9 protein-coding genes are annotated in these 13,633 nt (G+C 71.2%); 7 read left to right on the top strand and 2 right to left on the bottom strand.

Going from position 1 to position 13,633, the window contains the following annotated elements:
- Positions 1–78 precede the first annotated feature (78 nt).
- The 7 genes from I4Q42_RS12015 to I4Q42_RS12045 all read left to right on the top strand — a co-directional run bounded on the left by I4Q42_RS12015 (position 79) and on the right by I4Q42_RS12045 (position 11,678).
- Complete coding sequence (locus I4Q42_RS12015; protein WP_332873072.1) at positions 79–1,860, top strand: autotransporter assembly complex family protein; 1,782 nt, start codon at positions 79–81, stop codon at positions 1,858–1,860.
- Entirely contained in the window at positions 1,857–6,029 is a 4,173-nt protein-coding gene (locus I4Q42_RS12020) for a translocation/assembly module TamB domain-containing protein (protein ID WP_198576310.1), read from the top strand. The genes I4Q42_RS12015 and I4Q42_RS12020 overlap by 4 nt, the downstream gene beginning before the upstream one ends.
- 99 nt (positions 6,030–6,128) lie before the next feature.
- Entirely contained in the window at positions 6,129–7,391 is a 1,263-nt protein-coding gene (locus I4Q42_RS12025; RefSeq protein WP_198576311.1) for a hydrolase, read from the top strand.
- Positions 7,392–8,396 (top strand): arginine N-succinyltransferase, encoded by a 1,005-nt coding sequence (locus tag I4Q42_RS12030; protein WP_198576312.1) that lies wholly within the window; start codon positions 7,392–7,394, stop codon positions 8,394–8,396.
- Positions 8,393–9,841 (top strand): succinylglutamate-semialdehyde dehydrogenase, encoded by a 1,449-nt coding sequence (astD, locus tag I4Q42_RS12035; protein ID WP_198576313.1) that lies wholly within the window; start codon positions 8,393–8,395, stop codon positions 9,839–9,841. The genes I4Q42_RS12030 and astD overlap by 4 nt, the downstream gene beginning before the upstream one ends.
- Entirely contained in the window at positions 9,838–11,175 is a 1,338-nt protein-coding gene (locus I4Q42_RS12040; protein WP_198576314.1) for an N-succinylarginine dihydrolase, read from the top strand. Before astD ends, I4Q42_RS12040 begins: the two co-directional genes overlap by 4 nt.
- Positions 11,172–11,678: a GNAT family N-acetyltransferase gene (locus I4Q42_RS12045; RefSeq protein WP_198576315.1), complete on the top strand. Its 507-nt coding sequence runs from the start codon at positions 11,172–11,174 to the stop codon at positions 11,676–11,678. The genes I4Q42_RS12040 and I4Q42_RS12045 overlap by 4 nt, the downstream gene beginning before the upstream one ends.
- A gap of 124 nt (positions 11,679–11,802) precedes the next feature.
- On the opposite strand, the gene I4Q42_RS12050 is transcribed toward I4Q42_RS12045, so the two are convergent.
- Positions 11,803–12,702, bottom strand: a complete 900-nt coding sequence (locus I4Q42_RS12050) for a polysaccharide deacetylase family protein (RefSeq protein WP_198576316.1) — start codon at positions 12,700–12,702, stop codon at positions 11,803–11,805.
- On the bottom strand, positions 12,689–13,633 hold the full coding sequence (locus I4Q42_RS12055) for a polysaccharide deacetylase family protein (protein ID WP_198576317.1): 945 nt from the start codon (positions 13,631–13,633) through the stop codon (positions 12,689–12,691). The genes I4Q42_RS12050 and I4Q42_RS12055 overlap by 14 nt, the downstream gene beginning before the upstream one ends.

The following is a 13,633-nucleotide window of genomic DNA, read 5'->3' on the forward strand; positions in this document are numbered from 1 at the left end:
CGCATTTCGCGGCGTGACAGGCGTGAAGCGCCCGACTACACGAGGCCAGGGGGCGCTCCGCGCGGGGACGAAGGCTTGGTGCGTAAGACGACAGTCCTGGGCGTGGTCGCCGTGGTGGCGGCCTTGGCGTCCCAGGCGCGAGCGGACGAGCCTTCGGCGACCATCACGGGCGTCGAGGATCGCGCTCTGCGCGAGTCGATCCAGCGCGCCCTGACCGAGTCGGACGGTCCTCCGGGCAGCCGCTCCGAGGCGCGACGCCGCGCTCGCGACGCCGCCGACGACGCCGTCGCCGTCCTGCGCGCCGAGGGCTACTACGCCTATGTCGTCGAGCCCGACGTCACCGAGGCCGATCCGCCGCGCGGCGTGGTCAAGGTCACGCCCGGGCCGCTGTTCGTCTTCGCCGATCCGCGTATCGACTGGTCGGGCGAGCCGCCGGACGAGGGCGTGCGCGAAAGGGCCTTCTCGGTGCTGGGCCTGACCGAGGGCGCGGCCGGCCGCGCCGCCGAGGTGCTCGGGGCCGAGGGCCGCGCCGTCGCCCAGGTCCAGAAGTTGGGCTATGCCGACGCCATGGCCGATCCGCGCCAGGTGATCGTCGACCACGCCGACCACACCGTCCGTCCGACCTTCGTCATCGCCTCGGGCGAGCTGGTGAAGGTCGACGGGGTGGAGCTGTCGACCAAGGGCCGCACCAACATCGTCTGGCTGCGGCGCCTGGCGCCGTGGACGGAAGGCGACGTCTACGATCCGGAAGACATCGCCGAGCTGGAGCGCCGGCTGCGCGACACTGGGGTCTACGACACCGTCTCGGTGGCCCTGGCCTCCAAGGACAAGGCCCTGCCCAGCGGCCTGCGTCCGATCCAGGTGACCCTGGCCGACCGCGCCTCGCGGACGCTAGAATTTGGCGCCGGCTATTCGACCAGCGAAGGTCCCGGCGTCGACGTCAAATGGATCCGCTACAACCGCCTGCGCCGGGCCGACACCACGACGATCACCACCCAGGTGGCCAAGCTGGAAAAGAGCCTCGAGGGCTCGGTGGCCCTGCCGCACTGGGGCCGACCGCAGCAGACCCTGAAGCTGACCAGCAAGGTGTTCGGCGAAACCACCGACGCCTATGACGAAACCGGCGCCACCTTCAGCGCCGACCTGACGCGGCGCCTGCAGGCCACGCGCTACCAGACCTACGGCCTGTCGCTGGACCTGTCGCAGACCACCGAACTGACCACGGCCAGCGGCGGCACGGTCGGCCAGAGGCTGAACCTGGCCACCTTCACGGCCCTGACCGCCTATGCCTGGGATCATTCCGACAGCATCCTCGACCCCAAGAAGGGCTGGCGGGTCGAGGCGCGGGCGGAGCCGACGGCGATCACCGGCGACACCAGCCTCGTCTACATCCGCACCCAGGCCCAGGGCTCGGCTTATCTGCCGTTCGGGGACGACGCCAAGACCGTGCTGGCGGGCCGGGTGAAGCTGGGCGCCATGCTGGGCGGCACCATGCCCGAAGTCCCGGCCTCGCGGCGCTTCTATTCGGGCGGCGGCGGCTCTGTGCGCGGCTACGCCTACCAGGCCATCGGCCCGCGCCTGTCGGACAACACCCCCCAGGGTGGACTGTCGCTGTTCGAGGCCTCCCTCGAAGTGCGCCATCGCTTCACCGAGCGCTGGGGCGGGGTGTTCTTCCTCGACGCCGGCGCCGTGGGGATCGAGCCCACGCCCAGCGCCGACGATTTCAGCGCCGGGGTCGGCTTCGGCGTCCGCTACGACCTGGGCTTTGGCCCCATCCGCGCCGACTTTGCTGTGCCGCTGGAAAAGCGCAAGGGCGACCCGGCCTTCCAGATCTATCTCAGCATCGGGCAGAGCTTTTGACCGACGCAGCCCCGCCGCCAGAGCCCGTCGAGCAGGTCGCAGAGGCCGCGGTCAAGGTCGCGCGCCGCATCGGCGGACCCGGCTGGCTGATCATCGTCTCGGTGACCCTGGTCGCCATCGTCGCCCTGTTCCTGGGCGTGGTGCGCTACGGCGTCATCACCCCGCAGGGCCGGGCCTTCCTGGAAGCCCGCACCAGCGGCCTCAAGCTCGGCCGCATCGGCACGCTGAAGATCGAGGGCCTGTCGGGCGACATCTGGCGTGACTTCGGCGTGCGCCGCCTGACCATCTCCGACGAGAAGGGCGTCTGGCTGGAGGGCGCCGACCTGCGGGTCGTCTGGCGTCCGCGCGAGCTGTGGTGGCGGCGCTTCCATGCCGACAACATCGAGGCGCGGCAGGTGACCCTGGTGCGCCGCCCGACGCTCGGGCCCAAGGGCAAATCCAGCGCCGCGCCGGTCTCGGTGGACCTCGACGCCTTCAAGCTGCGCCTGGTTTCCCGGCCGGCGTTCAGCAACGTCGCCGGTGATTTCGACGTCTCCGGGGCGTTCGAGATGGCGCGTCTGGGCGGACAGGCCGGACGGCTGTCGGCCGCCAGTCGCCTGCATCCGGGCGATCATCTGGACCTAGTCTTCGACCTGGGCCGCGACCAGACCCTGCTGCTGACCGCCACCGGCCGCGAAGCCAAGGGTGGGGCCCTGGCCGGCAGTCTCGGCCTGCCCGCCGACCGCACCTTCCAGCTCGACGCCAAGGCCAACGGCACGACGCAGGCCGGCGCCTTCACGGTCCGCGCCCAGAGCGGCGACACCGTTCCGCTGCGGGCCGGCGGGGCTTGGACCGCCCAGGGCGGCTCGGCCAGCGGCCATGTCGACCTGTCGGCCTCCAGCCACACCGACCTCTATGAGCGGATGTTCGGCGCGACGGTCGATGTCGACCTGGTCGGCACGAAGGCCGGGGCCTCCACCGACCTGTCCCTGAAGCTGCGCGCCCCGAACCTCATCCTCGACGCCAAGGGCCTGGCCGACATCAGCCAGCGCCGCACCGCGCCCGAGGGGCTGACCTTCTCGGCGGCGGTCAAGGATCTGTCCAAGATCACCCCGATCCCGAAGATGGGCGCGGCCAAGGCCCAGGGCGTCTTCAAGCTCGGCGCCGACGGCTTCTCGGTCGAGGGGCCGGCCGACGTCGCCAATCTGGAGCTGTTCGGCTACCGCCTGGCGCGCGCCAAGGGGCCGGCCTTCGTCGGCTGGAAGAAGGGCGAGCTGACCATCCGCGCTTCGGCTTCGGGCGAGGGCGGGGCGGGCGAGGGACTGCTGGCGCCGCTGGGCCGCGCGCCCAAGGCCGAGTTCGAGGGGGCGCGGCTGAAGGACGGCCGCTTCCTGATCAAGCGCGCCAAGATCGTCGCTCCCAACCTGGTCGTCGACGGCAAGGGCGAGCGCGGCATCCTGGGCGGCCTGTCCTTCGACGGCTCGGCCAAGGTCGCGTCGCTGACGCCGGTCCGCCCAGGCATGAAGGGCGCGGCCGACATCAAGTGGTCGGCCAGCCAGGCCCACAACAAGCCCTGGAACTTCACCGCCGACGCCAGGGGAAGCGGCTTCGCCAGCGGCCTTGCCGAGCTCGACCGCCTGCTCGGCGCCGCGCCCAAGCTCAGCGCCCGCGCGGCCTGGGACAACGGCAAGCTGTCGGTGGCCGAGGCCAAGCTGGACGGCTCGGCCGCCCGCGCCAAGGCTTCCGGCGTCATGAACCCCGGCGGCGCCCTGGCCTTCAAGCTCGACTGGTCGGCCGAGGGACCGTTCGGCGCCGGCCCGGTCGAGGTCAGCGGCAAGGCCACGGGCGACGGCGCGATCACCGGCACGCTGGCCGCTCCACGCGCAGACCTGAAGGCCGCCTTCGACAGCATCGACCTGCCGCGCCTGCCGCTGAAGGACGCCAGGCTGGCCCTGACCTTCGCCAAGCGCCCCGACGGCGCCGACGGGACGGCCGACCTCCAGGCGACCAGCACCTACGGCCCCGCGCGCGGCAAGACCGCCTTCCGCTTCGCGCCCGGCGGCCTGGAGCTCTCCGACCTCGATATCGACGCCGGCGGGCTGAAGGCCCAGGGCGCGGCCTCCCTGCGCGACGGTCGCCCCGCGACCGCCGACCTGACCGTGGCCGTCGGCCCCGGCGCCTTCCTGGCCCAGGGCTCGGTGAAGGGCGCGGTCAAGCTGGTCGACGCCCCCGGCGGACCCAACGCCACGCTCGACCTCGTCGCCCAGGACGTCGCCGGCGGCGCCTGGAAGCTGCGCAACGCCACGATCAAGGCTTCAGGGCCGATGAGCCGCCTGCCGCTGACCCTCGACGCCCGCGGCGAGGCCCCTGCCGGTCGCTGGAACCTGGCCGGGACCGGCGTCCTCGCCCAGCAGGCCGAAGACTATCTGCTGACCCTCGACGCCAAGGGCCGCATGGCCCGCACCGAGATCTCGACCCGCGAGACGGCGCAAATCCGCTTCGGCGGGCCGCGCACGACCAGCCTGCTGCGGCTGAACGTCGGCGACGGACGGGCCGACCTGGATCTCGACATCGGCGGCGACGTCGCCACGCTTCGCGGCGACCTGGTGGGCGTCAGCCTGACGGCGCTCAATCCCGATCTCGCCGGCCGCATCGACGCGCGGGTGTCGATGCGCGGCCAGGGCGAGGCGCTGGACGGCGAGCTGGACGCCAATCTCTCCGGCGCCCGCGAGCGCGGCGCCAAGGCCAACCAGTCCCTGGACGCCACCATCCACGGCGACCTGCGCGACCGGGTGATGACCATCAAGGCCAGTGGCTCCAATCCCCAGGGCCTCAAGGCGGAAGCCGACCTGACCCTGCCGACCGAAGCCTCGGCCAAGCCGTTCCGCCTGGCCATCGACCGCCGCCGCGCGGTTCAGGGCCGGTTCCTGGCCCAGGGCGAGATCAAGCCGCTGTGGGACCTGCTGATCGGTCCCGAGCGCGGCCTGTCGGGCAAGATCGACGCCGAGGGAACGCTGGCGGGCACCCTGGCCGATCCACGGCTGATCGGCCGCGCCGCCCTGACCGGCGGCAAGTTCGAGGACGGGCAGTCCGGTCTTCGCCTGCAGGACGTGGCCATCACCCTGGCCCTTGCCGACAACGCCATCGACGTCAGCCAGGCCCAGGGTGCCGACGGGCGCGGCGGCACGGTGTCGGGCCAGGGGCGGATCAGCCTGGCGCGCGACGGCGTCGGCAGCTTCCGCCTCGATATGAAGAACTTCCAGGTCATCGACAACGAGCTGGCCAAGGCTTCGGCCACCGGCCAGACGACGATCAACCGCGACTCCGCCGGCAAGGTGAAGCTGACCGGGGCCCTGACCATCGACCGCGCCGACGTCTCGGCCCAGTCCAAGACCCCGGCCGGCGTCGTCTCGATGGACGTCATCGAGCGCAATCGCCCGCAGGACCTGGTCCAGGGCGTCGAGGTCCGCCAGCGCAAGGCCGATTCCGGCATGGCCCTGGACGTCACGCTGAAAGCCCCGCGGCGGATCTTCGTCAAGGGCAGGGGGCTGGACGTCGAGCTGTCGCTGGACGCCCATGTCGGCGGCACCACCGCCAGCCCGGTGCTGGACGGCGTCGCCCGGGTGGTGCGCGGCGAATACGACTTCGCCGGCAAGCGCTTCGAGTTCGACGACGACGGCGTCGTGCGCCTGGCGACCCAGTTGGAGCGCATCCGTCTCGACCTGACCGCGACCCGCGAGGACGACGCCCTGACGGCGGTGATCAAGGTGGGGGGCACGGCCGCCAAGCCGGAAATCACCCTGACCTCGACGCCGGAACTGCCGCAGGACGAGGTGCTGTCGCAGGTGCTGTTCGGCGCCTCGGCGGCCCAGCTGTCGCCGATCGAGGCCGCCCAGCTCGCCTCCGCGCTCGCCTCGCTGGCCGGCGGCGGCGGCTTCGACGTCATCGGCAACCTGCGCAGCTTCGCGCGCCTGGATCGCCTGGCCTTCGCCGAGGGCACGACGGGCATGACCGTGGCCGGCGGCAAGTACGTGACCGACGACGTCTATGTGGAGATCATCGGCGGCGGCCGCGAAGGGCCGGCGGCCCAGGTCGAATGGCGCATCCGCCGGGCGCTGTCGCTGGTCTCGCGCCTGGGCGGCGACGGCGACGCCAAGCTTTCAGTGAAATGGCGAAAGAACTATAGGTAGGGCAAGGCTGTTGCGCGGGCGCCCGGTTTCCCTCTTGGAGGAAAGCACGTTTTGCCCGCGGCCCTTGGACTAGGCTTGGCCAAGGGAGACATCGAATCCATGCGGATCTACGACGAAGATCGGGCCGTGCTGGGGAGCCTGGCCGCCGACGGACCTCGGATGATCGACCGGGCCGTGGCCTGGTGCGCCATCAACTCGGGCAGCCGCCACCTCGCGGGCCTGGAGCGGCAAAGGCAGGTTCTGGTCGAGGCCTTCTCCATGCTGCCCGCCGCGCCTGCCGAAATCCCGCTGACCGCCTCGCCGGAGATCGCCGCCGATGGCCGCCAGGTCGAGCAGACCCATCCGCCGGCCATCGCCTTGGTCGTGCGGCCCGAGGCGAAGGTCCAGGTCGTGCTGACCGGCCACTACGACACCGTCTATCCGGAGACCTCGGCGTTCCAGACCGTCAGCACCCGCGCCGACGGCGCCCTGCACGGTCCGGGCATCGCTGACATGAAGGGCGGGATCTCGGTGATGCTGGCGGCCCTGGAGGCCTTCGAGCGCCACCCGAAGGCGTCCAATCTCGGCTATCGCGTGCTGCTATCGCCGGACGAGGAGATCGGCTCCATTGCCTCCGCCCCCGTCCTGGCCGACTTCGCGCGGCTGGGCCATGTGGGCCTGACCTATGAGCCGGCCCTGGCCGACGGGGCGCTGGCCAGCGTCCGCAAGGGCTCGGGCAATTTTCACGTCGTGGTCCACGGCCGCGCCGCCCACGCCGGCCGCGACTTCGCCTCGGGCCGCAACGCGGTGATGGAGGCCGCGCGCTTGGCCCAGGCCCTGCACGCCCTCAACGGCCGGCGCGAGGGCGTGACCCTCAACATCGCCAAGATCGACGGCGGTTCGCCGCTGAACATGGTGCCCGACATCGCCGTGCTGCGCTTCAACGTCCGCTTCCCCTCGGCCGCCGACGCCGCCTGGCTGGAGGGCGAGATCGCCGAGATCGTCGCCTCCACGAAAAGCGACGGCCTGCACGCCCACCTTCACGGGCGCATCACTCGCGGCGCCAAGCCGTTCAACGCCGCCCAGGAGAAGCTGTTCGGCGCGGTGAGGGACGTCGGCGCGCTGCTCGGCCAGGACATCGCCTGGAAGCCGTCCGGCGGCGTCTGCGAGGGCAACAACCTGTTCGCCTCGGGCCTGCCCAATATCGACAGCCTGGGCGTGCGCGGCGGCGACATCCACAGCGAGGCCGAGCACGCCTGGCCCGCCAGCTTCGTCGAGCGCGCCCAGCTCTCGGCCCTGACCCTGATCAATCTCGCCAGCGGTGACATCGACGCCCAGGCGATCCGCGCGGCCATGGCCGTCGCCGTACCGGAGACACTCTGAATGCTCGTCGTGCGTCCCGCCGGCTCGGCGGATTTCGACTCCCTGATGGAACTGGCCGAGCTCTCGGGCCGGGGCTTCACCAGCCTGCCCGAGGACGAGCCGACCCTGCGCGAGCGCCTGGCCCTGTCGGAAGCCAGCTTCCAGGCCGGCGTCGCCCCGCCCGAGGCCTGGTACACCCTGATGCTGGAAGACCTGGAGACCGGCGTCATCGACGGCGTCGCCGGGGTCAAGGCCAGCGTCGGCCTAAAGCGGCCGTTCTTCTCGTTCCGGGTGGTGACCCTGGCCCAGTCCTCGCCAGTGCTGGAGATGCGCTTCGACCACAAGGCCCTGGTGCTGGTGAACGAATGCGCCGGCTGGTCGGAGGTCGGCTCGCTGTTCCTGCGGCCCGAGAAGCGCAAGGGCGGGGCCGGGCGGCTGCTGGCCCAGTCGCGCTACATGCTGATCGGCATCGAGCCGCAGCGCTTCGCCGAGATGGTGCTGGCCGAATTGCGCGGCTGGTTCGACGACGACGGCTCGTGTCCGTTCTGGGAGCACGCGGCCAGCAAGTTCTTCCGGCTGGAGTTCGACCAGGCTGATCTGATGAGCGCCTCGACCAACGGGCAGTTCATCCTCGACCTGGCCCCGCGCCACCCGATCTATACCGAGCTCCTGGCCCCGGCCGCCCGCGACGTCATCGGCAAGGTCCACCGCGACGGCGAGGCGGCCCGAGCTATGCTCGAGCGCGAGGGCTTCCGCTACCAGGGCCTGGTCGACCTGTTCGACGCCGGCCCCACCGTGGCCGCGCCGCGCGACGACATCCGCACGGTGCGTGACGCACGCCGCCTGCGGGTGAAGATCGGCGAGGACGCGTTCGGCGAAGAGGCGCTGATCTCGTCCACCGAGGTCTCGCGCTTCCGGGCCGTGCGGGCGCCGGTGCTGATCGACGGCGAGGCGGCGATCCTGGGCCGCGAGGCGGCTGACGCCCTGGGCGTGGCCGAGGGCGACTATGTGCGGGTGAAGGCATGAGCGGCGTCTATATCGACGGGATCTGGAAGAGCGGGCAGGGACCCGAAGCCGTCTCCACCGACCCGGCGACCGGCGAGGTGGTCTGGCGCGAGGCCACGGCCTCGTCCGTCGATGTCGAGGCCGCCGTCGCCGCGGCCCGCAAGGCCTTCCATCCCTGGGCCGACCTGCCGCGCGAAGAGCGGATCGCCATCCTGCGCCGCTACAAGGAGGTGCTCGTCGAGCGGTCCGCGTCTTACGCCGAGGCCCTGAGCCGCGAGACCGGCAAGGCGCTGTGGGAGACCAAGGCCGAAATCGGCTCGATGGCCGGCAAGGTCGACGCCTCGATCAAGGCCTATGACGAGCGCACGGGCGTCGCCGAAAACGCCATGCCCTTCGGCCGCGCGGTGCTGCGCCACCGCCCGCACGGGGTCATGGCGGTGCTGGGGCCGTTCAACTTCCCGGGCCACCTGCCCAACGGCCACATCGTGCCGGCCCTGCTGGCCGGCGACACCGTGGTCTTCAAGCCCTCGGAAGAGACGCCCCTGGCCGGCCAGCTGCTGGTCGAGGCCCTGGAGGCGGCGGGTGTGCCCGCCGGCGTCGTCAATCTGGTGCAAGGCGGCCGCGAGGTCGGCCAGGCCCTGATCGACCAGGAGATCGACGGCCTGCTGTTCACCGGCTCGGCCCAGGCGGGGACCTTCTTCCGCCGCCACTTCGCCGGTCGGCCCGACGTGATCCTGGCCCTGGAGCTGGGCGGCAACAATCCGCTGGTCGCCTGGCAGGCGGGCGATCCGGCCGCCGTCGCGGCCCTGGTGGCGCAGTCGGCGTTCATCACCACCGGCCAGCGCTGCTCCTGCGCCCGCCGGCTGATCGTGCCCGACGGTTCGGAAGGCCAGGCGATCATCGAGGCGGTGGCGGCCCTGGTCCCGAAGCTGACGATCGGCCCCTGGAACGGCGACGAGCCGTTCATGGGTCCGCTGATTTCCGAACGCGCCGCCGGCCACGCCCTGGCCGCCGCCGGCCGCATCGAGGGCCAACGTCTGCTGGAGCCAGGCCGCGTGGAGGGCCTGTCGGGCGCCTTCGTCTCGCCGGGCCTGATCGACGTCACCGGCGTCGATGTGCCCGACGACGAGATCTTCGCCCCGGTCCTGCAGGTGCGCCGCGTGGCCTCGTTCGACGAAGCCCTCGTCGCAGCCAACGCCACTCGCTACGGCCTGTCGGCGGGCCTCGTCAGCGAGAACCCGGCGCTGTGGGACCGCTTCCTGGCGCGGATCCGGGCCGGGGTCGTCAACCTCAACCGCCCGACCACCGGGGCTGCCGGAACCATGCCGTTCGGCGGCCTCGGGGCCTCGGGCAACCATCGGCCCAGCGCCTACTACGCCGCCGACTACTGCGCCTATCCGATGGCCAGCTTCGAGGCCGGGGCGGTGCTCGACACCACCGGCGACATCAAGGGCCTTCGTCCATGACGGCGATCGAGGCCAATTGCGACGGCTTGGTCGGCCCGACCCACTCCTATGTCGGCCTGTCGCCCGGCAACATCGCCAGCCAGGTCAACGCCGGACAGGTCTCTAACCCGCGCGCGGCGGTGCTGGAGGGCCTCGACAAGATGCGCCGCCTGGCCGACTGGGGCGTGCCGGAGTTCGTGCTGCCGCCGCACGAGCGGCCGGACGTCGGGTTCCTGAAGGCGATCGGTTTCACCGGCTCCGACGCCGCCGTCATCGAGAGCGCCTGGAAGACCGCCCCGGCCTTGGCCGCCGCCGCCTGCTCGGCCTCGCCGATGTGGGCCGCCAACGCCGCCACGGTGACGCCCAGCGCCGATACGGCCGACGGCCGGGTCCACTTCACGCCCGCCAACCTACTGACCAACCTGCACCGCAGCCTGGAAGGCCAGCAGACCGCCCGGTCCCTGCGCCGGCTGTTTCCGGACGAGACCCGCTTCGCCGTCCACGATCCCCTGCCGACGCAGCCGCACTTCGCCGACGAGGGCGCGGCCAATCACGTGCGGCTCTGCGCCGACCACGGCGCAAGCGGCGTCAACCTGTTCGTCTGGGGCCGCGAGGCCTGGGAGCACTGGAGCGGCGCCTATCCGGCCCGCCAGACCCGCGAGGCCTTCGAGGCCATCCAGCGCCGCCACGCCGCCGCCCGCGCGGTCTTTCCCCGCCAGGGCCGCCGCGCCATCGCCGGCGGAGCCTTCCACAACGACGTCGTCTGCATCGGCACGCGCGAGACCCTGTTCTTCCACGAGGCCGCCTTCGAGGACCGCGCCGCGATGGAGGCCGACGTCCGCCGCGCCGCCGAGGGCCTGTTCGAGCCGGTGTTCGTCGAGGTTTCCGAGGCCGACCTGCCGATCGAGGACCTGGTGAAGAGCTACCTCTTCAACTCCCAGCTCCTCGTCCTGCCCGGCGAGGACCGCCTCGTCTTGCTGGCCCCCGGCGAGACCCGCGACAATCCCCGCGCCCGCGCGGTCGCCGAGGGCCTTGTCGCCTCCAACGGCCCGATCGGGCGGGTGGAGTATGCCGATGTCCGCCAGAGTATGCGCAACGGCGGCGGTCCGGCCTGCCTGCGCTTGCGGGTGGTGCTGACCGACGACGAGCTTGCCGCCGCCAACCCCGCCCAGCGCTTTGACGCCGTGCTGCACGAACGCCTCGCCGACTGGGGCCAGCGCCGCTATCGCGACCGCCTGGCGCCGGCCGATCTCGCCGATCCGTCGCTGCTGATCGAAAGCCGCGAGGCCCTGGACGAGTTGACCGGCATCCTCGACCTCGGCGACGGCTTCTATCCGTTCCAGAGAGACGCATGAGCTTCTCGATCCGCCCGACCCGCGCCTACGACGCGATCCCGATCGTCGCCGTCCATCGCGCCACGGCGGCCATTCCCGGCGGCATCGCGCGCCGGCCCGAAGAGATCACCGACGCCTATATCGACCGGATCCTGCACGAGGCCCTGGCCGATGGCGTCGGCCTGGTGGCGGTCGACGCGGCCGGCGGCGTCATCGGCGAGATCCACGCCGTCCGCATTCCGGTGAAGCTGTTCTCGCACGTGCTGTCCGACCTGACCGTGGCCGTGCATCCGGACTGGCGGGGCAGGGGCGTCGGCTCGGCCCTGTTCCAGGCGCTGTTCGCCGCCGCGCGCGAGATGGACCCGCCGATCGTGCGGGTGGAGCTCAATGCGGGCGCGGGCAATGCCGGGGCCCTGCGCCTCTATGAGCGGCTGGGGTTTCGCGAGGAAGGGCGGCTGGCCAAGCGCGGACGCTTCCCGGACGGGACGTTCGAGGACGACATCGCGATGGGGCTCATTCTCTGATCCCTCTCCCCTTGCGGGAGAGGGTGGCCTCCGAAGGAGGTCGGGTGAGGGGTCTCTCAGAACCGTCCGTGCGCCCCCTCATCCGTCGACTTCGTCGACACCTTCTCCCGCAAGGGGAGAAGGATCAGGAGGCGACCTCGCTCGCCGTCATCGCCCGCACGCCGATCTTCCCCAGCCCCGCCAGTAACCGCCGCAGCGCTGAGATCCGGAACGGCTGCCCGGTCACGTACGGCGTCAGGGTGAAGCCCAGCACTCGCCCGCCGAACCGCTCGGCGCCGTCGGCCAGGTAAGCGGCCGCTTCCAGCACCTGGCCCGCCCATTCGTCCTCGGTCTGCCGACGGTCGATCATCAGGGCGCGGTCGTCGAGTTCATTGGACAGCGGCAGGCCGATCACCTCGCCGGCGTCGGTCTTCATCGCTACCGGAACCTCGTCCTGCTCCCAGTCGAGGCAGATGTCGAAGCCCGCCGCGCGGATCAGGTCGAGCGTCGCGAACGACTGCTGCCGGGCCGGGCTGAGCCAAGCACGCGGCGACAGCCCCGCCGCGTCGAACCGAGCCCGCACCTCGGACACCCAGGCGGCTTCGGTCTCGCGGTCCAGGCCGCCCCAGTGGATGTGGGTGGTCGATAGGCCATAGGCGGCGATCTCGTGGCCGTCGGCCAAGATCGCCTCGACCAGGGGCTTCAGCCGCTCCAGCTGGTCGGCGTTGATCGGGAAGGTCGCCTTCAACCCCGCCGCCTTCAGGGCGTCGAGGATGCGGTAGACGCCCACCCGGTTGCCGTAGTCGCGCGTCGTGTAGTGGCGCAGGTCCGGATAGGGGGTGACCATGGCGCCGGGGTGCTTGAACGGCTTGCCCGGCGGGTTGAGCGGATGGTGCTCGATCGGCACGACGATCATCGCCGCCACGGCCGCGCCGTTCGGCCAGGCTATCGGGGCGCGCACGGTCGAGGGCCGCCAGGCGTAGCGGTCCTGGTCCATACCGTAGGACCGGTGCGGATAGATCAGGTGCTCGTCAGGCAGCGGCATGGTCGAACCCCGTTCCTGGCGTGGCCAGGCCGCGCGCGGCGATGTCGGCCACGGTCTGGTCGAAGTAGTGGTCGCGATAGTGCTGCGCTATCTCGCGGGCCGTGGTGATCCACACCTCGTCGTGGCCGGCGATGTGGCGCAGGGCCTCCTCGAACGGCCGGATGCGGTGCGGCTGGCTGACGAGATAGGCGTGCAGCGGGATACACATCACCGTCCCCGACTTCTCACCTTCCTCCAGCAACTGGTCGAAGTGGCGCTTGAGCACGTCGGCATAGCGCCACGGGCTCATCGACAGCGCGCCGTAGGTGATGACGTCGTTGACCTCCAGCGAATAGGGCATCGAGATCAGCTTGCCGGTCTTGGTCTTCACCGGCTGGGGCTGGTCGTCCTGGAAGAGGTCGCAGGTGTACCAGAAGTCGTTTTCGGCCATCAGGTCGAAGGTCTTCTCGGTGTGGGTCAGGGCCGGGGCCAGGTAGCCGCGGATCCGCTGGCCGGTGGCGGCCTCGACCGAGCGGATCGAATCCTCGATCACCGCCCGTTCCTGGGCCTCGTCCATGCCGTAGGAGAAGCGGGTGTTGTAGATGCCGTGGCTGAAGAACTCCCAGTTCCGCGCCACGCAGGCCTCGATGATCTCCGGGTGGTGGTCGAGCAGCCCGACCGACAGTGAGATCGAGCCGCGCATGCCGTACTTGTCGAGCAGCTCCATCAGCCGCCAGTGGCCGACCCGGTTGCCCCAGTCGCGCTGCGAATAGCCGACGACGTCCGGCGAGGGCTTGGGCCAGCCCGGACGCTGCGGGTTCTTGGGCGGATCGAACTCGTAATATTCGATGTTGGGCGCGATCCAGAAGGCCAGCTTCTTGCCGTCCGGCCAGACGATCTTGGGTCGGTCTCTGTAGGGCCAATGGTCGTAGAGATTGGGATCGGCCTGCAT

It is taken from the genome of Caulobacter hibisci, from assembly GCF_016135805.1.
Classification (GTDB): Bacteria; Pseudomonadota; Alphaproteobacteria; order Caulobacterales; family Caulobacteraceae; genus Caulobacter; species Caulobacter hibisci.

Coding starts and splice junctions, on each gene's coding strand:
- I4Q42_RS12025 (WP_198576311.1), top strand. CDS start 6,129: ATGCGGATCTACGACGAAGATCGGGCCGTGCTGGGGAGCCTGGCCGCC.
- I4Q42_RS12030 (WP_198576312.1), top strand. CDS start 7,392: ATGCTCGTCGTGCGTCCCGCCGGCTCGGCGGATTTCGACTCCCTGATG.
- astD (WP_198576313.1), top strand. CDS start 8,393: ATGAGCGGCGTCTATATCGACGGGATCTGGAAGAGCGGGCAGGGACCC.
- I4Q42_RS12040 (WP_198576314.1), top strand. CDS start 9,838: ATGACGGCGATCGAGGCCAATTGCGACGGCTTGGTCGGCCCGACCCAC.
- I4Q42_RS12045 (WP_198576315.1), top strand. CDS start 11,172: ATGAGCTTCTCGATCCGCCCGACCCGCGCCTACGACGCGATCCCGATC.
- I4Q42_RS12050 (WP_198576316.1), bottom strand. CDS start 12,702: ATGCCGCTGCCTGACGAGCACCTGATCTATCCGCACCGGTCCTACGGT.
- I4Q42_RS12055 (WP_198576317.1), bottom strand. CDS start 13,633: ATGCAGGCCGATCCCAATCTCTACGACCATTGGCCCTACAGAGACCGA.